Raw genomic sequence first — 26638 nt, 5'->3', positions numbered from 1 at the left:
CCCATTGTGCATGGTTATCTTCTAAATGTTGCGCTTTTGTTGCAGCTCATTCGTCCCTAATCTCATGACTACAAGGATTTTGAATACAACATCGGTTGCACCCAAGCACCCTTGGTCGCCATGAATCGCACGCTAACCCAGGCCTCCCGGGAGGAAACACATGTCTGCTCCAGTCTTGCCCCTCAATTCACGCGGAAAACTCGCTTCATCTTTGCCTGCAGAGCAGCTGGCAGAGATCAGCGAGTTGTTCGAGTTCCGGCGCAAGGGGTATTCCCTCGATGCGCCTTTCTACACCGATGCCACGATCTTCAAGATCGACATGGAAGCCATTTTTGGCCAGCACTGGATCTTTGCCGCCAGCATCGCGGAACTTCCGGAGCCGGGCGACTACGTCACCGTCGACTATGGTCCCTACTCCCTGATCGTGCTGCGCAATGACGACGGCGGCGTGAACGTACTGCACAACGTCTGCCGCCACCGCGGCGCCCGCGTCTTGACTGAGCCCGCCGGATCAACAGGCAACCTGGTCTGCGGCTACCACTCCTGGACATACTCCCCGGAGGGCAACCTGATCCATGCCTCGGCGCCGGGGGAGACGAAGTTCGACAAGGGGTGCTTCGGCCTCAAGCGCGCCCACAGCCGCGTGGTTGCCGGACTGATCTTCGTCTGCATTGCGGACGAACCGCCCACCGACTTTGACGAGACCTCCAAGATCTTCGAGCCCTACCTCGCACCCCACGATCTGTCCAAGACGAAAGTCGCTTACCAGCAGAACATCGTTGAAGAGGGCAACTGGAAGCTCGTCATGGAGAACAACCGTGAGTGCTACCACTGCGACGGCCACCCGGAACTCGCTTGTTCCCTCTTCCCCACCTGGGGCCTGACGGAGGGCTTGATCCCGGCCCACCTTGAAGAGGTCTGGGACCGCAACAAGGAAGCACAGGCATCGCTCGAGGAGCGTTGCCGCCGCTATGGCCTTCCCTACGAGGTGGTGGAAGAGCTCGACACCCGAATTGCTGGAATCCGTATCTCACGGGAATCGTTGGACGGCGACGGCGAATCGTTCTCGCCCGATGGGCACAGGCTCTCCAAGAAGCTGCTCGGCGATTTGCCGGACTTCCGGCTTGGCCGCTGCTCGATGCACCTCCAGCCCAACAGCTGGTTCCACTTCCAGAGCGACCACGTCATCACGTTCGGGGTCTTCCCGATCAACGAGCACCAGTCCTTGGTCCGCACCACGTGGCTGGTAGCCGACGACGCCGTGGAAGGTGTCGACTACGACCTGGAGAAGCTCACCTACACCTGGAAGCAGACCAATCTGCAGGACAAGGCGTTCGTGGAGCTGTGCCAGACGGGCGCCGGCAGCCCCGCCTACGAGCCCGGCCCGTACATGAAGAGTGAATACCAGGTGGAGGCATTCATTAACTGGTACGTGCAGCGTGTCCAGGAGCACCTGGCATGATTGAACTCCTCACTGAGACGGCAGTCCAGGAACCGCAGCGCATTCGCGGCCTTGAGATGCCTTGGAACCGGGTGATGGGAAGCACCGAGGGACCCGCCAGCGCTGCCCGCGCGCTGGGCCCTTGGCATCCCCAGGAGTTCATGGCCGAGTGTGTCGAGGTGGTTCCCGAGGTGGGCGGCATGATGACCTTCGTGTTCCGCCGCTGCGACGGTGCGCCGCTGGCGTTCCGCGCGGGGCAGTACGTGAACGTCGCCTTTCCCGTGAACGGCGAGGACCAGGATCCGGTGGACCGGAGCTACTCACTGTCCAGTTCGCCCACTCAGCCGTGGACCTTTAACATCACAGTCAAACGCGACGCCACGGGCCTTGTCTCTCCTTGGGTGCACGAGAACATCAAAGCCGGCACCGTCCTGGACATGCTCGGCCCGGTTGGGGCATTTCACCTGCCCGATGCCGACCGCCGGGCACGTTACCTCTTGTTGGCTGCCGGCGCAGGGATCACGCCCATCATGTCCATGGTGCGGACCATCCACTCCCTGCCCGGGCATGCCGACGTCGTGGTGCTCTATCACGGCGCGGAGGCTGGAGGCTTTGCTTTCCACAAGGAATTGGCCTACATCGCCTCCGTGGATTCGCGGGTCAAGGTCTTCTACTCCCTGGGCGACCGCAGCAAACCGGAGGGGTGGGAAGGACTCACCGGAAGGCTGACGGCGGCCATGCTGGACGAAGTGGCTCCCGATGCCAACGGCCGCCAGGTCTATGCCTGTGGTCCAGAGGGTTACCTGAACACCGCAACGGAGCTCCTTGGGAAGGTCGGCGTCGATGACACCTCCATCTACATGGAGTTCTTTTCGGGAGACCGCCAGACCATCCTTGAGTACCAGGCGGAGCTCGCGCTAGCGGCGGACATTGCCGAGGAAATCGCGGAGGAAATCGCCGATTCCGCGGAGGACTACTACGAAAGCCAGCCCACAGCGTTCGGGCTCTACGAGCCAGGCTACGACGCCGACGGAACCCTGAAAGCCGGGGGACTTCCGCTGGAAACCATCGATCCGGATGCAACCAGTCCGGAAGCGCCCGACGGCGGTTCGGACGCGGTCCCGCAGGCCTCGTCCCCGGATGCCTCAAGCTTCGACACCGTCGGAACGGGAAGCCTCACGCTGTCCTTCATGCGCACCGGAATTAATGTGCGCATCGACCCCACCGAACACATCCTGGGGGCGGCCCAGCGTGCGGGCGTCAGGATCGGTGCGAACTGCAAGGAAGGCATGTGCGGCTCGTGCAAGGTCGTCAAGCTTTCCGGTGAAGTGGAAATGAACCACCAGGGCGGGATCCGGGCTAGGGAAATTGATGCAGGCAAGTTCCTGCCCTGCTGCTCCACAGCGCGGACCGATATGGTGATCGATGCCTAGGGTCTTCCAGGTGCCTGAACCGAAACTTCCCTGATTTCCCGCTGCTTGGAGGCTTGGAACCCACTTCGGGTCTACCTTCAGGCCCGGCAAACCCCCTCGTCAGAGGGGGTTTCTGCTTTAAGCCACCGCACCACAACTTATAAGCATACTTACTAAAGTCGCCTCAAATCGTTGACACTAAGCATACTTACCTTTAGGCTCGAAAACAGAAGAGCAATATTGGGGTTGGTATGGGATTCTTCTTCAAAGGCCAGTGACAGTGGCATGTCGGGCGATGCAGTCCGACAAGCCGGCCCCCGCTCCTCTCTACCGCAACCGGCGGAACCTAAGAAAACCACGATGTCCGTATTTCCACGTGACACTGTTGGCATACCTGTGGGTATTCCAGCTACTGGGGATGACTTGGGGAAAGAACGGACGAGTCCAGGGAGTACAAAAATGTCCATCATGCGCAGAATCACCACAGCAGCAGTCGGATCGCTTTTTCTCATTGGAGCTGTAGCTGTTCCATCCCAAGCCGCTAGGAACACCACATTCCAGGACGGTTTGGTCAACGTCAACGTCGGGAATGTGACCATCGCTAGGGACATCGATGTGGCAGCAGTGGTTGGCGTCGCGGCCAACATCTGTGGTGTCAACGTTGGCCCGGTGGCCGCTGCAGTCCTTGGTGAGGCCACCGCAGTAGACGCCTCCGGACGAGGCCGGACCATTTGCGAGGCCGCTGGCACCGGTCTGCCTGTAACGATTACCCAGAACTAAGCATTGCATTTCGGAATGACAACGCCGGAGACCCAAGGGTCTCCGGCGTTGCCGTTGCTGGCCCGGCTTTCCTGGCCGGGGAATGCTCCGCGTCAGATGGATATGCTAACGCTCTGGGATCAAAACGGGCGGGATTGTCACCGTGAGGTCAGGGATTTCGGCCGACCAGGCTTCCACCTCGACGAGCGCGTGTTGCGCCGTCGTGGCCTGTGACAGGCTTGAGGACGGGCTGTCTGCTGTCAGGACATTGGCATTCCCGTGCCTGCAAAAGGAGGGGTCATTCGGCGCCGGATCGTACCAAGCTCCGGCCGAAAGCTGAACAACACCCCGCCGCAGAGAAGGACTGATAGTCAAACCCGCCAAACAACTTCCCCGGTCATTCCGCACGAGAACAACCTGTCCGTTTTCAAGACCGCGGGCTGCCGCGTCATACGGGTTCATTCTGATGGGCTCTCGCCCCTGGATCTTGGATTTCTGGCTTGTGGCCCCGACATCGAGTTGGCTGTGAAGTTTTGTCTTTGGCTGGTTGGCAATGAGGTGCAGGGGATAGTCGCTTGACGAGCCAAGCCATTCGTCAGGTTCGATCCACACGGGGTGGCCCGGGCAATCGGCATAGCCAAAACCGGCAATTGTCGAGGAGAATATTTCGATCTTTCCACTCGGTGTTCCGAGCGGGTACTTCCCGGGATGCCGACGGTAGTCCGAGAGCAAAACCTGGCTAGGTTCAATGACGGGGATCTCGATCTTTTCTGATTCCCAGAATGTGTCGAAATCAACGACTTCGACGCCTCGTTCGCTGAGCTTGCTGCTCCATTGTCCGTACAGGTGGCGGAGCCAACCCATCGTGTCGCGTTTCTCCGTGAACGCGTCAACTGTTCCAAGCTTTGCTGCTATTGCGGCGAAAATATCATAGTCATCGCGGGCGATGCCGGCAGGTTCAGTCAGTGCATGCATCGGGAAAAACGAAGGGTCATTTCGGCCCGCTCCATAGTCGTTTCGCTCGATCGACATGGTTGCTGGAAGCACGATGTCGGCATGGCGTGCTGTACTGGTCCAGAACTGTTCATTCACGATGACAGTAGCTGGTTTGGCCCATGCCTTCCGGAATCGTGCCAAGTCCTGATGATGATGGAACGGGTTACCGCCAGCCCAGTAAATCAACTCGATCTCTGGCAGGGTGATTTGCTTGCCATTGAAATCTATCTGGCTTCCTGGATTGAGCAGCATGTCGGCTATCCGGGCCACAGGTATATATGAAGTCTCGGGATTGCGGCCTTGGGGAAATGAAGGCGCACCGGAGACACCCAAAGGTAGTCCTACATCTGCGGAGGAACCGTAACCGTGCTGGAACCCTCCGCCAGGCAACCCGATCTGTCCAAGCATCGCGGCGAGGGTCACCCCGAGCCATATTGGCTGCTCACCGTGCTGTTGCCGCTGCATGGACCAACTCAGATTGATCATGGTTCGTGATGCAGCCATGTCACGTGCGAGTTGGGTGATTCGAATCGCCGGAACCCTCGTCAGATTTTCAGCCCAGCTCGGATTTTTTGGTTCACCGTCAACATCCCCCCGAATGTAGGGCAGGAATTCATCAAGACCGACACAATACCGGGCGAGGAACTTCTCGTCGGCGAGTTTTTCATTGTCCAGTACATACGCAAGGGCCAGCATCAGGGCGGCGTCGCTTCCAGGTATCGGCGCGATCCACTCGGCACCGGCTTCCTTGTATGTGTCGTCGCTTATCGGCGTCACGTCAATGAAGCGGCAGCCCCGAGCTACTGCTTTGCGGATTGCGGCCCTTGCAACATGGCGTCCGACTCCGCCAGGAGCAATTCCGCTGTTCTTCTCGGAAATTCCCCCGAAGGCAACGAAGAGCTCTGTCTTCTCACTTACTACTTCCCATGAGGTTGCGCCAGCCATGACCTGGTTGGGCGAAGCACCGATGACGTGCGGCAGAAGCACACCAGAGGCGCCGTAGCTGTAGTCTGTTACGCCGGAAACATAGCCCCCCAACCCGTTCAAGAATCGGTGGATCTGACTTTGCGCGTGATGAAACCTGCCGGCGCTGGCCCAGCCATATGAACATCCATACACAGCGGAAGGGCCTTTTTCGGAGTAGACCCGCCCCAGTTCTGCGCTGGCCAACTCAATTGCACGATCCCAGGAAACTTCAACAAAGGGTTCATTTCCCCGGCCAGACCCGCTTCCGGGTCCATGTTCCAGCCAGCCAGCACGAATGGCAGGGCGCAGTATACGAGTCGGGTGATGTTGTGCGGACGCCATGTTGTCCAAGAGGTCACGGGGGTCGGGGTCTTGGGACCAAGGTCTGACAGACAGCAAAGATTTCCCGTCACTTTCGGCTTCGAAGGCTCCCCAGTGCGTCAAATGCGTGCGCATGCGTCAGTCTCCCTTGGATGCTCTTCGGATGACCGTTGGCCAGTGTTGGAAGGTCACGGTCAGATGAGTGATCGAAAAATGTCCCACCCGGTCCCAATGGTTTCGTTGGTGGGAACGAACCCGCTGTACTTGAGCAGGTCGCCGTCCGGGTTGATGGCGATAGTGTCGTTTCGGGTCACGGTGTGCCCCCAATGTATAGCCTCGCCCAGGTTGTGTGTATAGCTGCCGACGCCGATGATCTCGGACATCGCGTCCCAGCCAGGGCCCCAGGTCCCTGCGCCTTCCCAACCTCCTTGGCCATTGGAGCGGTATTCGTGCATATAGCCGCTGTAATCACGTCCGAGGACATCAACATTACCGTCGCCGCTTAAGTCGCCGGGGGCAATGATCTTGTCAAAGACCTGCCACCCGGTGCCCACAACCTGTGGTCGCTTCCAGCCACCGTCGCCATCGCCGGGGTACAGGTGGAGATCACCTTCGGCGTCGCGGGCGAGCACGTCGTTGATGGAGTCTCCGTCGAAATCGCCGGCGCCCACGATCGTGTCGAATATGTTCCAGCCCGTGCCGACGACGGTTCTGTCCAGCCAGCCTCCGTGGCCATCACCCGGGTACAGGTAGAGGTCTCCCTTCGCGTCCCGGGCGAGGATGTCGTTATTGCCGTCGCCGTCGAAATCGCCGGGTGAGAACACGATGTTGAAGATGTCCCATCCGGTGCCAACAAGTCTGGGCTCATCCCAGTGCGCTGTCTCGTAGCTGGGGCACAGTCCCGCATCGCAGGCTCCCAAACCATAGGTATAGGTCCGTGGATACAGGACCAAGTCCCCGTCGTCTGTGCGTCCCAACACCTCGAAGCTGCCCCGCCCGGTCCAGCCCATGGCCCGGTTGGAGGCTGCAATTGGCGCCGTTTCCTTACTGTGCAGCAGGGTGTTCTCATCGCCCCGCAGGGAGTCGCCGCATTGTGGCTTTTCCGGAGTCGTGGCGTAGACGTTGAAGGACAGTCGGTTCCCGCGGTCCTCAGGCAGAATTTTTAGCGGTTCCACCTGACGTTCTGGAGGAAGAGGGGTTCCATTACTGAGCCATTCGATCGTGTAGCCAGCAGGCGCTGCTTCAGTCTTGTCGCAGCCCGAGAATTCGGCTGGAGCACCCATTCGAAGCTCTGACCCTACGTACGGCATTCCGATCAGGGAGACGATTCCATCCATATCAATGTGGTGGAGGGGGCGGGTATCTGCGGCCGCTGCAGGCGCAGCGCCGCCAGCAGCCACAGTGGTCACAAGCAGGGCAGCGATGACGCCGGGGCCCGTCAACCACAGCGCCTGCATAGCGGCAAGAACTCGTTTGCTCAGTGATGAGGAGATCATTTAGGCCCATTCCTGGTAAGGGTCACGGCTGTTGCGGACCCACGCAGGCCCTCGGGTATCAACCTATCGGCAGACGTTCCGGGACGGCAGGATTAACGTACCGCGAATGTGATGTTGGAAGGTGGCGGGAGCGTAGCAGGTAGCGTGGCCGCGGTTGTGGAGGAAAGACGAGTACTGACTACTCGTGCACCCAGATTGCATGTTGGTCTTTACTAAATGCAGCGGAACCCAAATAACTGCCAATGACCCCCCAACGCTTGGCGGTTGGTGCCCAAGGGTTCCGTCGGCCTGGACCGGACAACTGCAGCCAATGCAGATGTCCGGCCCTTAGCCAGGCCAAGAAAACATTAGAAGCCGAAAGGTCCGAAGCGGGCGATTGCGACGCCAGTGCCAAGACCTTGAGGAAAGTGCGACTACGAACCGGCCGGGTGGTCACTATCCGCAAGGATTTCGCGGACCATGGGAACTACCCTGCTGCCGTAGAGTTCTACTGCTTTGAGCCGGTGGCTGATCGGCTGGGCTCCGGAGGTGAAGATGAGGTCGAACCGGCCAATCTCCATTGCGGCGAGTGCCCGGGCGATCTTCTTGGCCACTGTCTCGGGGGACCCGATGTACATGGAGCCATGCTCGATTTCCGCTTCAAAGTCTGAGCGGCGGACGGGGGGCCAGCCGCGGAGTGCTCCGATCCGATCACGGACTATTTTGTAGTGGGGCCAGAAGATCTCTTTGGCTTCGTTGTCGGTGTCGGCTATGAACCCGGGGGAGTGCATTCCTACAGGCCATGCTGTGGTGCCGAATTCTGCGGAAGCCCGCTTATAAAGCTCAATGAAGGGCGTGAACCGCTCAGGCTGACCTCCAATGATGGCGAGCATCAAAGGGAAGCCATACTTTGCTGTCCGGACCACGGACGCGGGTGTGCCTCCGACGCCGACCCAGGTCTTGAGCCCGTGTTCGGTCTTCGGATAGACATCCGCGTCAACCAGCGGCGTGCGCGTGGAGCCGTTCCATGTGACGGGTTTCTCTTTCAGGAGTTGTGCGAAGAGCTCAATCTTTTCCTCAAAGAGTTTGTCGTAGTCCTTTAGGTCATAGCCGAAAAGCGGGAACGACTCCGTGAAGGAGCCTCTGCCCAAGATGACCTCGGCACGACCATTGGAAAGTGCATCAACGGTGGCAAACCGCTGGAAGACCCTCACCGGATCGTCCGAGCTGAGCACCGTAACGCCGGATCCAAGCCGGATACGGGAGGTAACAGTCGCCATCCCGGCCAGCACAGTTTCCGGGGACGACACCGAATATTCCGGGCGGTGGTGCTCGCCAACGGTGAAGACATCCACGCCGAGCTGATCAGCGATCACGGCCTCATCCACCAATTGCCGGATGGCCCGGGCGTGGCTCACTTGTATGCCTGCATCGTCCAGGGGATATCACCGAAAGTATCCAAACCAAAGATCACGTGCTCACGGCCCTTCACTATTTGATACGTCAATTACTTAATTGACGCGTCAATCATCACCCGGTATTGTTGACATGTCAAGCGAGGGGAAAAATTGTGATGAAGCAAAGCAGCAACGGCGTCAGGCGGAGTCCAACTGCCGATGAGCTTGCTATTTGGCGTGAGTACGTGGAGACAAGTGAGGAAGTCAAGCAGGCGATGGCAGCAGGGCTCCAGGCCACCTCCGGCGTATCACCGGGGGATTACTCGGTGCTCCTGAGGCTGAGCGAAGCGGAGGGGCATCGCCTCAGGTCCTCCGCCCTGGCTGAAGGAATTGGGTGGGAGCGGAGCAGGCTCTCCCATCATTTGGGGCGCATGGAGAGTCGGGGGCTCATCTGCAGGAAAAAGTCCAGTAACGACAGTCGCGGCGCCGTGGTGGAACTGACCGACGACGGCGCACGCACTTTCCGCGCGTCGTCTGCGCCACATCTTCGGCTCGTACGCGAGCTGTTCATAGACGCGCTCAGCACCGAAGAGCTGGACACCCTTGCCGAAATCGTCAAGCGACTGCGCCGACATCTGGAAGATGTCCTGGACGTCTACGCTCCCGGAACCCCTGAGGCCTAACCTCAGAGTTAGCCACGGGAGGCACCTGCCGGCGTCGTGCATTTCCACCTGATTCAAGGCGATCTATCGAAAAACGTTGAGACCGACGCCAACAGGCGCCGGTCTCAACGGGGTATGTAGATAGGAGCGGGCTCGCGTTATGCGGTGGCGCGTCGCGCCACGTTGTAGAAGCGGATGTTCTCGTACTCTTCGAGGCCCTCGGCGCTTCCTTCGCGTCCGAGACCTGACTGCTTGACGCCTCCGAAGGGGGCGCCTGCGTTGGATGGGACGCCTTGGTTGATGCCGACGATCCCTGTCTGGAGACTGTCGGCGACATTAAGGGCGCGGTCCAGGTTCTCGGTGAAGACGTAGCCGGCGAGTCCGAATTCTGTGGCGTTGGCGCGGTCGATTACTTCGGCCTCGGAGCTGAAGCGCTGTATCGCTGCGATGGGTCCGAAAATCTCGGACTGGGCGACGTCGGAATCTTCCGTAACGCCGTCCAGGACGGTCGGGGCGAAGAAGTTGCCTACGGAATCGTATCCGTGGCCGCCGGTGAGCAGTGTGGCGCCCAGGGCAACGGCGTTCTCGGTGTAGGCCTGCATTTGAGCGACTGCACGGTCATCGATGAGTGCGCCGAGTCCCGTCTGCTGTCCGAGACCGCTTCCCACACTGACCTGGCCGAAGCGTTCGGTGAGCGCTGCTACAAAGTCATCCGCTATTCCGTCCTGCACGTAGATTCGGTTGGCTCCAATACAGGACTGGCCGCCGTTGCGGAGTTTTGCGGCAAACGTTCCATCCACTGCCCGCTGCAGATCGGCGTCGTTGAAGACGATGAGCGGAGCGTTGCCGCCAAGCTCCATTGAGCTTCGGAGAACATTCTGGGAGGCGAGCTTCAGGAGCTGACGGCCCACCGGCGTCGATCCCGTGAAGGATACCTTCCTGACTCTGGGATCGAGCAGGACGGCTTCGCTGAACGCGCCTGATTTTGAGGTCGTGATGACCTGGATCAGTTCATCAGGCACCCCCGCTTCGATGGCGAGTTGAACAGCAAAGTACGTCGTGAGCGGAGTGAGGGTCGCAGGCTTGATGACTACGGGGCATCCTGCAGCCAGGGCGGGTGCGATTTTTCGGGTTGCCATCCCTAACGGGAAATTCCATGGCGTGATCAGTACCGCCAGTCCGACGGGGGAGCGGCGTGTCAGGAGGCTCGCACCACCATCCGGCGTTTCGCGGAAGTTTCCTGCGGGACGCACAGCTTCCTCGGCGTACCAGCGAACGAAGTCGGTGCCGTATTTGACCTCGCCGCGTGCCTCTGCCAGCGGCTTGCCCATTTCGCGCGAAATCAGGTGAGCGAGATCCTCAGTGTGGGCCACGAGCTTGTCGTACCAGGCGTGCAGGACGTTGGCGCGCTGGCGCAGGGTGCTCTTGGACCACACCGCTCCAGCGTTGTCGGCCTTCGCAACAGCCTCCAGTGCGGCCTCAACATCAGCGTCGGGGACATGGGCTATGGTCTCACCTGTCGCAGGATCGTAGACTGCGATGCCCGAGCTGGGAAGCCTGATGGATTGAATGACGGCATCCGCGTGTTGGAGGTTGACGGGGTCTGCCGCAATCAGGGGAGTAGTGACGTCGGATATGAGGCTCATCGGTTCTCTCTTTAGTAGTGGCCTGCCTGAAGCCAATGTATCTACGACGAAAAGTAAATAAAAGCGAACCTTTTTGACGCGTATATGTAAGCGCTCCTTACATGTCGGTGGCGTGCAGCACTTGGGTTATCGCTTCCCTGACGGCGACAAGGGAAGCGCTGCGCTCGGACCCTGACCGAACGAGGAACTGGATGCTTCGTGATTGATCTGCCGGCAGCCAGGAACTGGGTGTCATAACACTGCCGGCTTCACGCACCACCATGTCAGGTAGGAAGGCCGCGGCGAGGCCTTGTTCAACCATGCGGAGGTGGAAAAGGAGATCCGAAGACACGTAGGCAATCACGGGTTCAATGCCTAGTTCACGGCATACGCGCATTGCCCATCGTGACGAGGCCGTATGCGGCGGCTCTGCTGCCCAACGTAGCTCCTTTAGATCGTCAAAGTCAGCGAACTCCAGGCCATGGGGAAGATAGCCGCGGATGGGGTCCTGGCCGATCACGGTGGTGTGCACTCCTCCGGGCGGCGCCACTGTTGTTCCAGGAAACGCATCGCTGACCACGGCATCGACCTGCCGCGAGACCAACTGGACGACTGCCTGCTCGGGATCCTCGCGTCGCAACCTGACGTCGAGTCCGGGATAATTTCGGGCCAACTCCGCCAACGCAAAAGGCATCACGCTCCGGCTGATGGTGCTGAATGCCGCTATGGTCACAATCCCTTGAGGCCGCTCATGGGAGGTCGCAAGATCAGCCTCAGCGCGTTCCATCGCGGCCAATATTGCCTCCGTGTTGTGCACTAGTTCCTCGCCTGCCGGGGTGAGGCGGACGTTTCGCCCCACCCTTTCGAGAAGGACCACGCCCGTTTCCTTTTCCAACAAGCCGAGCTGCTGCGAGATGGCGGAGTGGCTGTAGGAAAGTTCGCGGGCGGCGGCACTCATGCTGCCGTGCAGCTTGACTTCCCTGAGGAGGGTGAGGCGATGGAGGTCGAGCATGCTGGTACCTGCCTGATTGCTGTCGGATGAGTTCAACGGCGCGCAGTCCCAGCGGCGTGACTGGGTGTGCTTCCCTCCAATCAAACCAGTTGGGGCGACATCCGAGGATACGGGTAGATGCGGCAGATCGAGATGCCGGTGTGCATGTGCCCCATGGGAATCGGGAACACCGCGGTGGACATTGGTTCGTTGTGTGGATGGATCCAGGTAGTGCCGCCTGCTGTCTCATCCCCGTTAAGTAAACGTCCGGATCGGGCATCAGCCACCCCGGATATTTCCTGCACGGATTCCATGCCGATGTTCGATTCTCCGTCGATCGCGGTGAAAGCTATTTTGAATCCGCGGCCGATCGCCGCGAACTCATCGGATCCCAGCTCGCGGATGATCCCATAAGCGCATGTGCCGATAGGGTCGGTTCCGATGGCAGTCATCCGCGTTACAGTCATTCCAACAGTCGAAAAGACGAGGTCTATCTGCGGCTGCTGATCGGTGAGGAAGAACCCCCGCTGTTGGCCAGTGGAGTACGCGGCGTCGCTAAGAAGAGGATCGGCGCGGGCGAGGAGATCGTAGGCGTCAGTAAGTGATTGGAGATCCTCGGCGCTGCCCGAATCAACGCCGAATGGTGATACGCCTAGGGCTCCGAATTCGCCGATCGCTTCAAAGATATGTCCGACTCCCGTAACGTCGCGCCGCATTTCCGGGATGAACAATCCCTTGGACGCATCAAGGAAGTTGCCGAAGATTGTCCGGCTGTCCCCGAAATAGAGATCGGGTGCCAGCAGATCGATGGAGGGTGCGCACGCCTTCCAGATGTCGGCGACGTGGGGGAGCGGCCCACCACTTGGATAGATGCCGGGGCGCTGTCCTCCAGCAACAGCGAAACCCGGAAGGTCGACGTCGATATCGCTGTCCAACCACGCGTTCACAAATAGGGGAAGTGCCGAGTGCTGCCGGCCGGCATGTGCCACCCGTTCGATGTGGGTTGCGATTCCGTACGCCATGAACGCCTCGTCAGAGCGGTCTGGGGAGGGGAGTAGTTCCGGCCACATGGCGATATTGGCGCCCAGTGCTTCTTGTGGCCGGCTCGCCAGGGCATCAACTACAGGCTGTGGTACTGGTTTGGCGAATGCAGCATTGGCTGGATGGGAATGATCCCGCGAAGCTCCAAGAAGGCCGACCTCGTTCTCCACCTGCACCATGAGGACGGTTCTCTGCTCGCCGTCGATCATCTCGATATGCCGCATCAGTGCGGCAAACGCCGTGGCATCCAATGGCTCCTCTGTGAAGGGAGAAAGGGTGTCAGTGAGACGCCCATCCTCCAGAACGCATCGCGTAAAGCGCGTCCAGTCCCTCTTTACCCAGGCAGGAGCATAGGTGGAGGCCCCATTCTTCCAAGCCCCGAACCAGAGGATGATCAAACGCAATCCAACACTGCGGGCCGACTCAATCAAGTGTGTAACTTGGGCCAGTTCAAAGGTGCCTTCAGTGGGCTCGACGGTCTCCCACGACACCGGTGCCAGGACTGTATTCGCGCCAACCGTGAGGGCTGACTCCAGTCCATTCCGGAACGCTTCAGGGGACGAACTGGACGAGTTATGCAGTTCGACGCCTCGGACCAGAAAGGGCGAGCCATCGACGATGAGTCGTGCCCGTCCAGTTGATCTTTCGAGCGTGGGAACATGCGTCGAATTCAACTTCATTTCGAGAAGTACTTCGGTTGACACGATTTGGACCTCCATTGGTTAAAATATGGCAAGTGCACGGTTTTAGAGTAGCAGGATATAGGAACTTTTCTCAAAATGTAGCGCATGCACTGTTTTTGAGCTAACGTCTTCCTTGTCGGACCTTCGTCCCATGCAAAGGAGCATCCCCAATGGCAATAACTTCCTCAGCCCCAGGCCAGTCTCAGGACGCCGTGCCGGCCCCACGACTAGGGCGTCTCGGGCCACTTCTCTTCCTGGCGCATGCTGGCTGGATGCTACCGTTCAGTGCTGCTGGCGCCCTTATCCCCGCCCTGATGGCCCAGATTGATCCCGATCAAAAGGTCGCACTCTATGCCACGCTGGCAGCGGCCGGCTCGATCGCCAGCATGATAGCGACCATCGTTTTCGGTGCCTTGTCCGATCGGACACGTAGCCGTTTCGGACGGCGAAATCCCTGGATTGCAAGCGGTGGAATCGTGCTCGGCCTTGCCGCCACGATGATGTCGTTCACGAGCGAGTTTGCCATCCTGGTCGTTCTCTGGGTTGTTCTCCAGATCGGGCTTGCTGTCGTCCTTGCTCCGCTGTTCGCGGTGCTGCCCGAACGAGTGAGCGCCAAGAACCTTGGAAAGGCCTCCACCCTCATCGGACTCGGTCAGCTGCTGGCGCAGAGCCTGGGCGCGATCGTTGGTGGCGCTTACATCACGATGCCGAGGGAGGGACTCCGTTGGCTGCCGTGGCTCATAGCGGTGGCAATGATCATCTTTGTCCTCCTTTCGCGTGAGAAGGACAACCGCGACGTCGCACGCGAACCCCTGTCTATTGGCGCACTGTTGCGCGGCTTCGTTCCGCCAAGGGACAGGGATTTCCTGCTCGCCCTTATCGGCCGCTTCCTCCTTCTCCTGTCGTTCATGATGGTCTTGCTGTACCAGCTCTTCGTCCTCACGGACTACATCGGACTGGATATTGCTGAGGCGGGCGGCGTGATCGGGACCGGCGGAGTGATCATGGCCATCTCTTCAGGAATCGCCACGCTGATCTCGGGCCCGCTCTCGGATAGGATCAAGCGGCGCAAACCAATCGTGATCGTCGCTTCGTTGGTTTTTGCCGCCGCCGAACTTCCACTTGTCTTTGCCGCCGACCTTAGTGCCTTCTACCTGTTCCTCGCTGTCGGTGGTTTCGCCTACGGAATGTATATCGCCGTTGACCAAGCGCTGCTTGCTGAAGTTCTCCCGGACGCAGAGAACCAAGGCAAGGACATGGGCATCCTGAGCATTGCCAATACTGGACCCCAGATCATTGCCCCTATCGTGGCCGGGATAGTCGTATCGATTGCAGGATTCCAACTGGTGTTCGGGATGGCGGTTGCGCTAGCGGTTCTGGCAGCGGTGGTACTGGTTCCGATTCGCCGCGTCCGATGACGGTAGACGGGGGGTCTGCCACCTGGTTGACCCCCCGGTCCGCGTAGCATTGCCACGTGACTACTTCCGCTACGCCAACCCCCAGAAGAGCTACGCGAGGCACCTACGCGAAAACGGAAGCCCGCCGGCGGCAAATCATCGAAGCCGCCACCGTCGAGTTCGCCACCCGCGGTTACGCGGGTGGCTCTCTCCGGGAAGTCGCAAAGGCCCTTTCGTTAAGCTTCACAGGCTTGATGCACCATTTTCCGAGCAAGGAACTGCTCCTCGAGGCCGTGCTTGAGCACGCGGACCAGTTAGCTGCCAGCGAGTTCGAACGCCGTCGACTTGCCGACGGTCTCCTCGAGGCGATCCTTTGGCTGGCGGAATATAACCTCGGGCATCCCCAGCTGCTCCGCCTCCTGGCCGTCCTCAGTGCGGAAGCATCGTCGCCGGGACACCCTGCGCACGGATGGTTCACAACCCGATATGCGAACCTCCGGCAGGCCTTCACGGCGCACATTCGCGAGGATCAGGCTAAAGGACTCATCGATACAAGCTGTAATGCTGAGCTCGCCGCTGCCTCCATCGTGGCCAGCTGGGACGGGACCCAGCTTCAGTGGCTCATCGATCCAGACTTTGACATGATGCCCGCCTTTAGCCACTCAATCCGGACCGCGCTGCGCGGCATGGCGTAAAGCCCATCACAAGGTATTCCCGGATTGGTCAGCCAGTGGTTCCGGTGTCATCATGAGCCGAGCCGACGGGCTTGGACTCCGGGGATCCGCGTTGGCGAAGGTAAATCGACAGGACCACCATGGATCCGACCGCAAGGAACTCCGACTGCCAGTTCTGCAGGGTACGGTTCCAAAAGTCAGGCGACACCAGGTATTCGGCCCATGAAAGGGGCTCTTGGAAGTTGCGCAGTTGCTCTTCATTGAAGGCGATGTGACCTGCGATGGACTGGACCAGCCACGACAGGATAAAAATCAATCCCATGGTTCCAGCAAGTGAATTTGAGAAAACGGTGAGACGCCAACCTTTGGCCTTGGCCCATGCGGGGGACTTGGCATTGGCATGCTCGCCAACGAGTTGTTCTTCGTCGGATTCCAGGCCGGGTTTGTCCAGCTCTTTTGATTCCGGCGAGCCCTTCTGAAGCAGCCAGATGGTGGCTGTGATGTAAAGGAGAAACTGCAGGTACTCCGACTGCCAGTTTTCTGACACGTCAACGGCGAAGCTGGAAGAAGTGATGTATTGGGTGAAACTGATTTCATCAAGGCCGGCAGTGAGTTGACCTTCGTTGAAGACGGCTTGTCCAGTAATGGCTTGACCCGCCAAGGCCAGGATGAAGATCAGACCGAAAAATAGACTCAGTCCGTTGTTCCTCAAAGCTGTTCTCACGTCGCCCCCTATCCGTGAACCAGTCCAACGGCGGCCATATAGGCAAGCCCGCCGAAGATGAGAATGAGATAGAGAGTAAAGACCACACGCATTGCTATCTGCCTCCTACTTCACAGGAATAGGGGGTTTCCTCCCTCGGCGTGCATCCGGCAGCAGTCACACGCCAAGTTGAGCCGGAAACAGCGACGAATACCGCATCTCCCTCGAACTCCACCAATGCTTCCCGGCCATAGGCTTCGGTTTTGACCACGTGACCGGGGACTCGAAGATGTACGGACGCCAAGTGGGACTGGCAGTCGCCGCCATCCTTCTCTTCTGACTTTTCCCGGATCGTTGGCTGGAGCAAATCGCATGCAGCAGCCCAGTTCGAGGCATCCACGGCACGATGGAAATCCTCGGCGACTTTGGTTGCACCGGCAGTGTCGACGGCGCAGCCTGTTGCAGTCAGAAGGAGAAGGGTGGCGGCAGTGGCGGGGAATATTCTGCGCATGGGGCCCAGCTTAAGAGACTGGGCCAGCCAACCGTAGCTTCGACATCCGCCCATGCGTTCCTCCCCGCCACCGACACTAAGCAACCTGATGATCTGGTATGGCTTCAGTGTAAACCAAGGGACTGCTTAGCTACTCGTGGTGAAGGAACTCCACTTCTGCGAGGTTGGTGTTGCCACCGTGTTCATCGAGCACCCTGACCTGGGCGTAGTCGACCCGCTGGGGAAGGGTGAAGGCGTACCAGTCGGCTGCGGACATTCCAGTAATCGTCAGGAATGTCTGCCATGTAGCCCCGCCATCGTTGGACCCCTGGACAACAGTTCCATTTCCGCGGGCCACAAAGCCGGCTCGCGGGTACACTCGGACGATGTCGGCGGTAATGCGCGTCGCATCGGTGGGCTTTACCGTCACCCAGCCATTCGCCGTCGTGGTGTCCGTGTACGTGGCGGTGTTGTGGTCAAACATCTTCCAGGCGTTCTCTTGCGTTGTACCTGTTCCGGGCCATGCCCGGGTGGAGGCGTTCACCCAGCCTTGAACCACCGGAACCCGTTGTATCGCGGTGTTCCACAGGGCAAGCCGGCTGTTATCGGTGGTGGCTGTGAGTGTTGTCCCGGTCTTACCAGAGGCGGTCTGATAGTCCACGGTGAACTGCACGTCACGGCCGTATCCGACGTCGTTGGGCAGCTGGGCGGCGGCTGTCCAGTTGATCCCGTCGGCAGATGTGGCGATCGCAGCTTGTCCCTCGACGACGACCTTCAGTTCGGACAGTGGCTCATTTGCGACGGCGTTGAACGTCACCGTGTCACCGTTGGTCGCCAGGCTCCTGTCCGGGTTGGAGGTGGAGATGGACAGGGAGGAAACAGCCATTGCCATCTCGTGCCGTTCCCCTTGGATATGGAACTCGCTGAAGGACGAGATGCCGGGATACGCGGGATCAGTAGCAACGCCCGGGTGATCCACCTGGACTTTGAAGTAGCGGAACGTCTGCCCCGCGACATCGGCGCGCACGGGGATGGTTTCCATCGCGAACCCACTGGCCGTTGTGTCGGTGGTTTCACGTTCGGTCAACAGGGTCCATGTTCGTCCGTCCCGGGAGCCGTAGACGTTTGCGCCTTGGGAACGATTGGCGAAGTTGTACCGGGCCTGGAGGCCGAACGATTTCGCTGAAACCTGGAAGCCTTGTCCGAAGTCGACGGTGAACGGTGAGCGTAGGTCTCCAGTGGTGGTGTCGAAGCTTCCGTCCAACAGGTTTCTGGGCTGAACGGTTGCCGGGTCGGTGGTGACGAGTCCGCGGTAGTCGATGGATCCGTCGCTCGCCAGCCGGGGTGTGAGGAGTTTGAGTGCCTTGACCGCGTCCTGGAGACGAACGAGCTGATCGAGGAAGCCGGCGTCGTCGGCCGCGTCCATGGCGGAGCGGACCTCGGCCCGAACCTTTTCAAAGGCCGAAAAGGACGGCGTTTCATAAACGGCATTCGGATCGAAACCCGCTAACGCGGTGTCGACGGCGGCCTGCCGGTTCGCTGCAATGATCACTTTTGCGGGACGCGTCGCGACGGACGTTCCGTCATCTGCAGTGACCTGGAACGTGTGTTCGCCAACTGCTGTGGTTGGTGCGGCCCATGTGAGTTGGCCAGTTGCGGGATCCAGCCGCGCGCCCGACGGCAGCCCTACGGCGGAGTATTGGAGTGCATCGCCGCCGGCGTCTGTTGCAGCGAGCGAGCGTGAGAGTTCTGCTCCCGCCAGGCCGATGAGCGCTGTTGTGGTGTCCTGGGGAAACTGCGGAACAGTCAGTTGCGTCTTGGCCTCGAGGTTCACGTAGTCAAAGTCGACTTGTGTATCAACCCCCGGGCTCATAACCGTGAAGTAGGCCAGGTTTTCGCCACCAAGGCTCACGCCCGTTAACTTCTCGGCGTCAACGTCATAGGTTACGTAACGCCACTGACCGCGGGTATCTGGAAGAGGGACGGATAAGCGGTTTGCTGGGTCCTTGCCGATGGCCAAGGTCGCGGGACCGTTGGTTCGGAACTGGACACCCACGGGGCTGTATCCGCTTCGGCCCACGTACATCAGGGTCCGCACTGCGATCGTGCGGCCGTTGCCTGTCGCGTTGACCTGAACAAAAGTTCGTCCGTCTTCGCTCACGACCTTAAGCTTCTTACCATCCGTTGCCGAGCTGCGCGTCTCCATCTGTACCTTGGCATCCGTGGCTACGGGCCGGGCCTGACCGGCAACTGAGGGCGGCAGGGACAGCCAGAACTCCGGGCTGTAATCGGGGTTACTTTCCCAGGAGTTGTAGGCGCCGACGCCCCAGAAGAACTTTGGCCCGTCCGCCTTGGCGTGCAGCTCGGCGACATAGGGCGCCTCACGTTCAACATCCACGCCAAGCTGGTACTTGTAGACGTTGTAGAGCTCATCAATGGGGTTGTACATGCGGCCGCGATATGCCTCCGAGAGTCGACCCGGTCCGCCGGTGGTATCGATCCAGGGAGTGTCGTAGCCGAGCATGTAACCAGTGAAAGCGTTCGCGGCCATGAGCAGGCGGTTACCAAGGAATTTGTAGGGCGAGACTGCATTGGGAGCGTTGGAGACTGTGCCGGCAGACGGATCCACTTTGGTGCCCTGGATTGTCAGGAACCGCGCGATTGCCCCTGTGGTGTTGATGCCGTCCCAGGCGTGGGCCTGGTCGCGGCCCATCTCCTGGTGCTGAACGAAGGAATAGCCATAGGGATTCAAGGGATCATCGGCCGATATGAGGGGGAACTGGGCTGCGATGGAACCGTTCTGCTCCGGACGGGACGTGGAAGCGTTGACCGTGTACCACTCGACAGCCTCGGAATAGCGGTCCCGGTTCCCAGTGAAGATGTATCCCGCGATGGAACCGACCAAGGGATAGGTGTGTTGATTCAGGTAGCGCCAGTTCGTGTGCAGGAAAGTCTCCGTCATCGGCACGATGAGATTGCTGCTGAGTTTGCTCGTGTCCTGGTCATGCCAGCCCAGGTCATAGGCCGTGTAGCCGTCCGGAACACTGGTGGATCGGAAAATTTCGGCTGCGGCAACAAGCCTGTAGAGCGGGACACCGGAGTGGATGTGCGCATCCGGATAGTAGACGTACTTCGAGGGGTCCATATTGCTCCACGTGCGGATAATCCGCATACCGTTTTCCCGGTACACCGGATCGCCGGTAATGACGTAGAGGGTGGCCTGTGTATAGGCCCCGAACGCGTCCCGGATGAGTTTGCTCTGTACGCCTTGGGAGTCGAAGGCAGTGGTGCCCGGCTGATCAATAATGCTGCTGGAATTTGAGGAACGGAAATCGCGCGCTGCAAATGACGTCTCCGCCATCGCCGCGTAGTAGCTCTTCCACGGTTCCGTGCCCGCCTTAACCATGGAGCGGGCGTTGCGCAGGCTATCGGCGCTCACGCCAACTCCAGGGTGGACGAAGCCACTCGCGTCCACGCTTTCGGTAATGGTCACCTCCTGCCCGGAATCCGCAACGGCCGGGGCCACGCCACCAAAGACGGGGATGCCTCCGGCCGGCGCAATGAGGGCAACGGCGGCACCAAGCGCAAGCACGCGGGCCCACCGCCTTACAGTTTGAGGATGCTTCATCGGTCCTCCTGGAACGATAAGTAATGAGAGTGATGTGGTGCAGTTCTGGCGTGGACATTTCGCCTGCCGCTTGGGGTAGGCCCAGGACACGAAAGGGCCAGGCGGGGTATTCGCAGACGAGCCGAATTGCGTGTGGCTCGGGACATCGGGCGGATCGGAAAGGTCTTCACCACCGTTCCGGCGGCAGTCAGCCTGCCGCAACGGGTCGAATGTCGGCAATCTTAGCTGGGGAGAGTCATTCAGGCAATCGTTTTCCTGAAGCTGCACTGGTGGCATCGCGGAGATCCCCGAGTCGCCTTTACGCCGACTTCGGGCAGCCTCTTGACAGCCCGTGATTCACGCCGCAGGATAGGGGATAACGTTTTCCTCGCTATCTCTTCCAGCCCTTCGCCAGTACGGAAACATGCCACGGTGGCATCGTCTCCCATCACTGTGAGTCCCACCTTCTAGAGTCAAGGGAGTGTGCCATGCAACAGCGCATGACCGCCCACAACGAGAACACCGCGGATTATGCGGTCTCTGTTCCTAAAGCACGCGCCAAGCTTTCACGAAAACACCGCAGCCGCGGTTCCGGCGTCCTGCTGCTTCTGGCAGCGCCGGGAATCGCCTGGTTCCTGATTTTTGCCTATGCTCCCATGGCTGGACTGATCGTTGCCTTCAAGAATTTCGATGTCAGCAAAGGGATTTTCAACAGTCCGTGGAGCGGACTGGATAATTTCAAGTACTTCATCGAAAGCGGTGATGCTCCCGCCATTGTGCTGAACACTCTTGTCCTCAATGTTCTCTTCCTCGCGGCAACCTTGGGAGCTGGCCTCGCCCTGGCCATCATGCTCAATGAACTGCGCGCCCGGTTGTTCAAGAAGTTCATGCAGTCCGCGATCTTTTTTCCTTACTTCGTGTCCCCGATAGTGATCAGCATCATCCTTCAGGTCATACTTGCCGGCGCAGGCGGCCACGGGGGAGCAGTCAATGACGCGCTGGGATTGTTCAACCTTCCTCAGATCAGTTGGTACACAGAACCAGGTCCCTGGCCTTGGATCCTTACCATCGTGAAAGTCTGGCAGCTGGGTGGCTACATGTCGGTCATTTTCCTGGCAGCGATTACCTCTATCCCCGAGGATGTCTACGAAGCAGCAATGCTCGACGGCGCCACCCGGGCACGGATGGCATTGTCCATCACCCTGCCCCTCTTGAAACCGACGGCCGCCATCTTGATCGTGCTTGGCGTGGGAAGGATCTTCTACGGAGACTTCGGCACCATCTTTGCCATCATCGGCGACAACGGCACACTGTTCTCCACCACTGACGTGATCGACACCTACGTTTTCCGTTCCCTCAGGACCATCGGTGACTTCGGTACCACAGCCGCGATCGGCCTCTTCCAGTCCGTGGTCGGATTCATCCTCGTTACAGCGGCAGTGCTCATCCAACGCCGCTACTCGAAAGAAAGCAGCATCCTGTGAGCACCTCCACAACGCCCGCCGTGACAGCAGATGACAATCCTGCAGAGGCCAGCGTAAGCGCACCCAAAGGGCCGTTCTCCCGGGCAGCAAAACCGACCACGGTTTCGCATGGCAAAGGACCCAAAAAGACCAGGCTTGAGCCCTTCACGGCAGTCAGTTATGTGGGTGTTACAGTCTTTGGCCTCTTTGCCCTGATTCCGTTGTGGATGATCGTGGCAGGCTCTTTGACGGAAGAGTCCACTCTTGCCCGCAGCGGCTACAGCTTCTTTCCCGAACCATTCTCGTTGGATGCGTACGTTGCCATTTTCAGCGGTACGGCCCTCTTCCAAGGCTATGCGGCCACGTTGTTCATCACTGTGGTTGGCACCGCGCTTTCGCTGTGCGCCACGGCGTCGTTGTCCTGGGTCATTGTGCGCCGGATGCCCCGGATCAGCAGGCCGCTGACGGTCTTCGCCTACCTTCCCATGCTCTTCTCGGGTGGTCTGGTGCCCCTGTATCTGCTGGTAACGCAAGTGCTGCAGCTCCAGAACAGCTGGTTCGCCGTCATTCTCCCGCACATGATGGCCCCCTTCCTGGTCTTCGTAGCGGTCAGCTTCTTTCGCCAGCTCCCCGAAGAAATCCTTGATTCCGCAAAGGTAGATGGCGCGGGCGAACTGAGGGTCTTCTTTGAGATCGTACTTCCGCTGTCCAAACCCATCCTGGCCGTCATTGGCCTGTTCTATGCCGTGTCCTACTGGAATGAATGGTTCACAGCCATGCTCTTCATCTCCGATCCTGAGAAGTACCCCTTGCAGCTGATGCTGCAGAACCTCATCGCCAACGTCACCAACGCCGCGATGCTGCCCGGATCCGGCTCAGTGGCCCCTATCTACCAGCTCCGCCTGGCCCTGACCGTCGTAACCATCGGCCCCATCCTCCTGGCATACCCCTTCGCGCAGCGCTACTTCGTCAAAGGCCTCACGCTTGGCGCCACCAAAGGCTAGCCGCTCCGCAATCACCAGCTCTTCGTTCCAGTCTTTAGCCCCAAAACTCTTTAGCCCCACAAAGTGTCTGGCCCACGATGCCAGCGTACAAAGGAGTGCAGCACATGATCCCCAACTCATCAGTTTCCCGGCGCGGTTTCCTTGGTCTGGCCGGTGGACTTGGAGCAGCGGCAGCGCTTGCCGGCTGCGGTACATCAGGATCGTCCTCCACGGGCGGCGCCGTCACGGGCACGTCGGTGGCAGTCCTGCCCAGCACTGCTCCAGCCACGTGGAATGCTGTCCTGGCCAAGGTGAACAGCAAGCTCAAAAGTGATCTCGGCTTCGACTTGGACGCGCAGTTCATTAACTGGTCCAACTACCAGCAGCAGTCCCTGCTCAAGTTCACGGCCGGAGAGAAATTCGATTCAGCCCTGCAGGCGCTTTGGCTGAACATGGCGCAACTACAGCAGAGCGGGTCCCTGGCAGATCTCACCAATGAGGTGGGCAAATACAAGAACCTCAGTGCAACACTGCCCAAGAAACTGTTGGAGTCCAACAGCTGGGACGGCAAGCTCTGGGGGATCCCGCAGGTCAACAGTGCGGCACGCGTCCAGCACTTCGTCATTCGCCAGGACATTGCCGACTCCGTTGGCTTCTCCACGATTGCAGACTTTGACCAGCTCGAGAAGTTCTTCTACGCCGTGAAGCAGAAAAACGACGGCACGGTTGCTTATGGAGCGGCTTCCAACAGTGGCTACCTTCACGCGCTCCCCGTTCCCACGGGAATGTTCAATGCCTCCTCATGGGAGAACCCGGACACGATTGCCCGCGCCTTCAGCGGAAAGGGTATGTTCTTCCTGCTCGCCAAGGACGCCGCCAAAACGGGATCCTCAACGCCCAAGGCCTTTTGGGACGACGAAGGCATCGTGGATACCCTGCACCGGATCCGCAAGTACTACAACGACGGAATCATCAACGCCGATGCGCTGAACACCGATGCAGCAACCCTTAAGAGCCAATGGATCGCCGGTAAGTACGCAGCGGGATGGGCCATGACCGATGGCACCGCGAGCAACTCACTCAGCACCCTGCAAAAGGCCGTCCCCAAGGCAGCGTTGGCCAATATCATGCCCCTCACAGGAGGCTTGTCTGCAAAACCCAACCAAACATTCCAGGCCGACAATCTCGTTGTGGTCAATTCCAAGGGCGGCAATCTGGACCGGACCATGCAGCTTCAGGACTGGCTTTCCATCAAGGAAAACCACGACCTCATCACGTATGGGATTGAAGGCACTGACTGGGAACCTGCAGACGGGAACAAATTCAAGCCCCTGAACGACTACGCGTTTCCGGGTTACGCGCTGTCCTGGCGGTCCAGCCTGGAGCGGAAATCCATGTCCATCAGTCCCACGGAAGAGAAGATCTTCGATTGGGCACAGAACTTCGACAACTTCACTCTTGACCCCTTTGCTTCCTTCATCCCCGACACCACACCTGTGAAACAGCAGGTGGCGGCGATGTCCAACGTCATCACGCAGTTCGCCAACCCACTCTTCTACGGTGTGGTGGATGTAGACGATCAATTGGACAAGCTGAAAAAAGCAGCCGACGGTGCCGGGGTCGCGAAATTGCAGGAAGAGATGGAAAAGCAAGCCAACGCCCATCTCAAAAAGCAAGCCTGACCCTGTCTGAATAGCTGACAAAGAGAAAGGTTCCTGATGCTGTCATACCGGTTGGCACTGCCCGAGTCAGCGGCCACCGCCGTCGTCATCGCCATCCACGGCCTGATGGAATCTGCAGAGTGCCTCGAAGCTGCCCGTTCGCACTGGATTTCCCGGCAATGGGCAGTCCTGACAATGGATCTTCGCGGGCACGGCAGTTCACCCCGCTGGTCAGAACAAGAGCTTCGGGAACACCCCGGGGATGTCATGGTCAGGGATGTCCTGGACCTCCTTGAATTGGAGGAACTGCAGGACGTGGCACAGCTCCCGGCTCTCTACTATGGGCACTCAGCCGGCGGTGGCGTCGCAGCCGCGGTTGCCGCCAGCGCATTGGAAAGGACACCTGCCGGATTCCGCCCGGCGGGTGTCCTCCTCGAAGATCCATTCTGGCGACTGCCGGTGACGACGCTACAGGAGCGTGATGTTGCAGAAGCCGCCTACGCTCACCTCGTTGACGTTCAATCCCGCACGCCGGAAGAACGCGTGCAGACTAGGAGACGCGAGTGGCCCAACTGGAGCGAGGCCGAGATTCAGCGCAGTTGCAAGGCGCAGGAGGATTGCGATCCAAACCTGGTGCGCAATGGCAACGTCGTTCCGAGCCTGCCGTGGCCGGAGTTGCTCGCATCATTCACGGCATCCGGCGTCCCTACGCTGATTATCACTGGCACCGTCAGAACCGGGATCACGCCGCAGCACCAGCAGATCGCCCGAACCGCAGGCGCTGCGATTGAGGTATTCGACGGCGCGTCCCACTTCATCCGGCGCGATATGGAAGACAGATTCATGGACACCGCAACCAACTTTTTCACGAAATCCCTGGAGGGGAAGGGCAAGCAACTGGCAAAGCCCGTCGCCATGGCAGTCATGGCACCGCCTGAACTCTTCTCCAAGCTCTTCTCGTCCTTGGCGATGAGCACGTTGGACCGGTTGGTGGACCTTCGTGGACCGGTTTTCAAAGACTTCTCGACGCCGGACGCCCAGGCAGCGCTTACCGACGTCGAAGTCCTCATTACCGGATGGGGTTGCCCGAAAATCGATGGGGACATTCTTTCCGCAGCCCCCAAGCTGCGTGCCATCATCCATGCAGGTGGGGTCATCGCGGGAAACATAGTGCCGATTCCCACAGGCAGGAAGATTGTGGGTTCCAATGCTGGTGAGGCGAATGGACGTCCCGTCGCGGAGTACACGCTGGCCATGATCCTGCTCGCCAACAAACAAGCTTTCGAAAGCGCCCGCATGTACGGGGAACGTCGTGGGCCGATAGACCGTGAACAGGAATTTCCCCGGGCGGGAAACTATCAGAAAACGGTGGGTCTGGTGGGGGCTTCCCGCATCGGCCGCCAGGTCGCCAAGCTGCTGCGGCCGTTCGAACTCGAGGTAGTGATTCATGACCCCTACCTGGACGAGGCAGAAGCAGTCGCCCTGGGGGTGACCTTGCTGCCGCTGCAGGAACTGATGACCCGGAGCGACATTGTCTCCCTGCATGTTCCCGTCACGCCGGAAACCACCGCGATGATCGGGGCGTCCGAACTGGCGTCAATGAAGGATGGCGCCACGCTCATTAATACGGCGAGAGGCGAGGTCCTGGACCAGGCAGCCCTCGAAAAAGAGCTGGCGAGCGGACGGATCAACGCGATCCTCGATGTGGCAGCGCCGGACGTGCTGCCCCTGGAACATCCTTTTTACGAGCTGCCCAACGTCATGCTCACGCCGCACATCGCTGGTTCCATGGGCACCGAACTGCTCCGCATGGGGGACCACGTGGTGGCCGAAATGGAACGGTACGTCAAGGGAGAGCCGTTCGCCTACCCGGAAGAGCTTTCCTAGCATG

General features: G+C 59.4%; 18 protein-coding genes and 1 pseudogene. 10 read left to right on the top strand and 9 right to left on the bottom strand.

The features are described from left to right. The first annotated feature begins 160 nt into the window (after positions 1–160). From AB4Z15_RS00755 to AB4Z15_RS00745, 3 genes are all read left to right on the top strand, one after another. Positions 161–1462, top strand: a complete 1302-nt coding sequence (locus tag AB4Z15_RS00755) for an aromatic ring-hydroxylating oxygenase subunit alpha (protein WP_442015597.1) — start codon at positions 161–163, stop codon at positions 1460–1462. Further along, complete coding sequence (locus AB4Z15_RS00750) at positions 1459–2874, top strand: ferredoxin reductase (RefSeq protein ID WP_442015596.1); 1416 nt, start codon at positions 1459–1461, stop codon at positions 2872–2874. Before AB4Z15_RS00755 ends, AB4Z15_RS00750 begins: the two co-directional genes overlap by 4 nt. 438 nt (positions 2875–3312) lie before the next feature. Then, entirely contained in the window at positions 3313–3633 is a 321-nt protein-coding gene (locus tag AB4Z15_RS00745) for a hypothetical protein (protein ID WP_442015595.1), read from the top strand. Between the two features lie 105 nt (positions 3634–3738). Here the strand turns inward: AB4Z15_RS00745 and AB4Z15_RS00740 are convergent, their stop codons facing one another. The 3 genes and pseudogenes from AB4Z15_RS00740 to AB4Z15_RS00730 form a co-directional block, all read right to left on the bottom strand. Next, entirely contained in the window at positions 3739–6030 is a 2292-nt protein-coding gene (locus AB4Z15_RS00740) for a molybdopterin guanine dinucleotide-containing S/N-oxide reductase (RefSeq protein WP_442015594.1), read from the bottom strand. Between the two features lie 59 nt (positions 6031–6089). Next, a complete protein-coding gene (locus AB4Z15_RS00735; protein WP_442015593.1) occupies positions 6090–7391 on the bottom strand; it encodes an FG-GAP repeat domain-containing protein in 1302 nt (433 codons plus the stop codon). Positions 7392–7804: 413 nt separating this feature from the next. Then, positions 7805–8862: pseudogene (locus AB4Z15_RS00730) on the bottom strand (LLM class flavin-dependent oxidoreductase). Positions 8863–8943: 81 nt separating this feature from the next. On the opposite strand from AB4Z15_RS00730, the gene AB4Z15_RS00725 reads away from it, so the two are divergent. Next, positions 8944–9450: a MarR family winged helix-turn-helix transcriptional regulator gene (locus AB4Z15_RS00725; protein WP_442015592.1), complete on the top strand. Its 507-nt coding sequence runs from the start codon at positions 8944–8946 to the stop codon at positions 9448–9450. 137 nt (positions 9451–9587) lie between these two features. Here the strand turns inward: AB4Z15_RS00725 and AB4Z15_RS00720 are convergent, their stop codons facing one another. The 3 genes from AB4Z15_RS00720 to AB4Z15_RS00710 form a co-directional block, all read right to left on the bottom strand. Beyond that, positions 9588–11075 (bottom strand): NAD-dependent succinate-semialdehyde dehydrogenase, encoded by a 1488-nt coding sequence (locus AB4Z15_RS00720; RefSeq protein WP_442015591.1) that lies wholly within the window; start codon positions 11073–11075, stop codon positions 9588–9590. 97 nt (positions 11076–11172) lie between these two features. Then, a complete protein-coding gene (locus AB4Z15_RS00715; protein WP_442015590.1) occupies positions 11173–12066 on the bottom strand; it encodes a LysR family transcriptional regulator in 894 nt (297 codons plus the stop codon). An 80-nt stretch (positions 12067–12146) separates the two neighbouring features. Further along, the gene (locus tag AB4Z15_RS00710; RefSeq protein ID WP_442015589.1) at positions 12147–13790 is read right to left on the bottom strand and encodes a DUF5597 domain-containing protein; all 1644 of its coding nucleotides are present in this window, start codon (positions 13788–13790) and stop codon (positions 12147–12149) included. 149 nt (positions 13791–13939) lie between these two features. Here AB4Z15_RS00710 and AB4Z15_RS00705 point away from each other — a divergent pair, with 149 nt between their 5' ends. Further along, complete coding sequence (locus tag AB4Z15_RS00705; RefSeq protein ID WP_442015588.1) at positions 13940–15187, top strand: MFS transporter; 1248 nt, start codon at positions 13940–13942, stop codon at positions 15185–15187. A gap of 56 nt (positions 15188–15243) precedes the next feature. Next, positions 15244–15861 carry a TetR/AcrR family transcriptional regulator gene (locus tag AB4Z15_RS00700; protein ID WP_442015587.1) on the top strand — a complete coding sequence of 206 codons (618 nt, stop codon included), beginning with the start codon at positions 15244–15246 and terminating at the stop codon, positions 15859–15861. Positions 15862–15889: 28 nt separating this feature from the next. Here the strand turns inward: AB4Z15_RS00700 and AB4Z15_RS00695 are convergent, their stop codons facing one another. The 3 genes from AB4Z15_RS00695 to AB4Z15_RS00685 form a co-directional block, all read right to left on the bottom strand. Beyond that, the gene (locus AB4Z15_RS00695) at positions 15890–16564 is read right to left on the bottom strand and encodes a DUF6766 family protein (RefSeq protein WP_442015586.1); all 675 of its coding nucleotides are present in this window, start codon (positions 16562–16564) and stop codon (positions 15890–15892) included. Positions 16565–16658: 94 nt separating this feature from the next. Then, positions 16659–17054, bottom strand: a complete 396-nt coding sequence (locus tag AB4Z15_RS00690; protein WP_442015585.1) for a hypothetical protein — start codon at positions 17052–17054, stop codon at positions 16659–16661. Positions 17055–17184: 130 nt separating this feature from the next. Next, entirely contained in the window at positions 17185–20661 is a 3477-nt protein-coding gene (locus AB4Z15_RS00685; RefSeq protein WP_442015584.1) for a putative Ig domain-containing protein, read from the bottom strand. 467 nt (positions 20662–21128) lie between these two features. Here AB4Z15_RS00685 and AB4Z15_RS00680 point away from each other — a divergent pair, with 467 nt between their 5' ends. The 4 genes from AB4Z15_RS00680 (at position 21129) to AB4Z15_RS00665 (ending at position 26634) form a co-directional block, all read left to right on the top strand. Beyond that, entirely contained in the window at positions 21129–22124 is a 996-nt protein-coding gene (locus AB4Z15_RS00680; protein ID WP_442015583.1) for an ABC transporter permease, read from the top strand. Next, complete coding sequence (locus AB4Z15_RS00675; protein WP_442015582.1) at positions 22121–23107, top strand: carbohydrate ABC transporter permease; 987 nt, start codon at positions 22121–22123, stop codon at positions 23105–23107. Before AB4Z15_RS00680 ends, AB4Z15_RS00675 begins: the two co-directional genes overlap by 4 nt. 104 nt (positions 23108–23211) lie before the next feature. After that, entirely contained in the window at positions 23212–24768 is a 1557-nt protein-coding gene (locus tag AB4Z15_RS00670) for a DUF3502 domain-containing protein (protein WP_442015581.1), read from the top strand. 36 nt (positions 24769–24804) lie between these two features. Continuing rightward, positions 24805–26634 carry an alpha/beta fold hydrolase gene (locus AB4Z15_RS00665; RefSeq protein WP_442015580.1) on the top strand — a complete coding sequence of 610 codons (1830 nt, stop codon included), beginning with the start codon at positions 24805–24807 and terminating at the stop codon, positions 26632–26634. Positions 26635–26638 lie beyond the last annotated feature (4 nt).

Source organism: Paenarthrobacter sp. 2TAF44 (assembly GCF_052114885.1).
Lineage (GTDB): Bacteria > Actinomycetota > Actinomycetes > Actinomycetales > Micrococcaceae > Arthrobacter.
The sequence above is the reverse complement of the archived record's forward strand: the minus strand, read 5'-3'. Positions and strand labels throughout refer to the sequence as shown.

Bases quoted from the DNA above. Each gene is read 5' to 3' on its own strand.
- AB4Z15_RS00755 (WP_442015597.1), top strand. From the start codon at position 161: ATGTCTGCTCCAGTCTTGCCCCTCAATTCACGCGGAAAACTCGCTTCA.
- AB4Z15_RS00750 (WP_442015596.1), top strand. From the start codon at position 1,459: ATGATTGAACTCCTCACTGAGACGGCAGTCCAGGAACCGCAGCGCATT.
- AB4Z15_RS00745 (WP_442015595.1), top strand. From the start codon at position 3,313: ATGTCCATCATGCGCAGAATCACCACAGCAGCAGTCGGATCGCTTTTT.
- AB4Z15_RS00740 (WP_442015594.1), bottom strand. From the start codon at position 6,030: ATGCGCACGCATTTGACGCACTGGGGAGCCTTCGAAGCCGAAAGTGAC.
- AB4Z15_RS00735 (WP_442015593.1), bottom strand. From the start codon at position 7,391: ATGATCTCCTCATCACTGAGCAAACGAGTTCTTGCCGCTATGCAGGCG.
- AB4Z15_RS00725 (WP_442015592.1), top strand. From the start codon at position 8,944: ATGAAGCAAAGCAGCAACGGCGTCAGGCGGAGTCCAACTGCCGATGAG.
- AB4Z15_RS00720 (WP_442015591.1), bottom strand. From the start codon at position 11,075: ATGAGCCTCATATCCGACGTCACTACTCCCCTGATTGCGGCAGACCCC.
- AB4Z15_RS00715 (WP_442015590.1), bottom strand. From the start codon at position 12,066: ATGCTCGACCTCCATCGCCTCACCCTCCTCAGGGAAGTCAAGCTGCAC.
- AB4Z15_RS00705 (WP_442015588.1), top strand. From the start codon at position 13,940: ATGGCAATAACTTCCTCAGCCCCAGGCCAGTCTCAGGACGCCGTGCCG.
- AB4Z15_RS00690 (WP_442015585.1), bottom strand. From the start codon at position 17,054: ATGCGCAGAATATTCCCCGCCACTGCCGCCACCCTTCTCCTTCTGACT.
- AB4Z15_RS00685 (WP_442015584.1), bottom strand. From the start codon at position 20,661: ATGAAGCATCCTCAAACTGTAAGGCGGTGGGCCCGCGTGCTTGCGCTT.
- AB4Z15_RS00680 (WP_442015583.1), top strand. From the start codon at position 21,129: ATGCAACAGCGCATGACCGCCCACAACGAGAACACCGCGGATTATGCG.
- AB4Z15_RS00670 (WP_442015581.1), top strand. From the start codon at position 23,212: ATGATCCCCAACTCATCAGTTTCCCGGCGCGGTTTCCTTGGTCTGGCC.
- AB4Z15_RS00665 (WP_442015580.1), top strand. From the start codon at position 24,805: ATGCTGTCATACCGGTTGGCACTGCCCGAGTCAGCGGCCACCGCCGTC.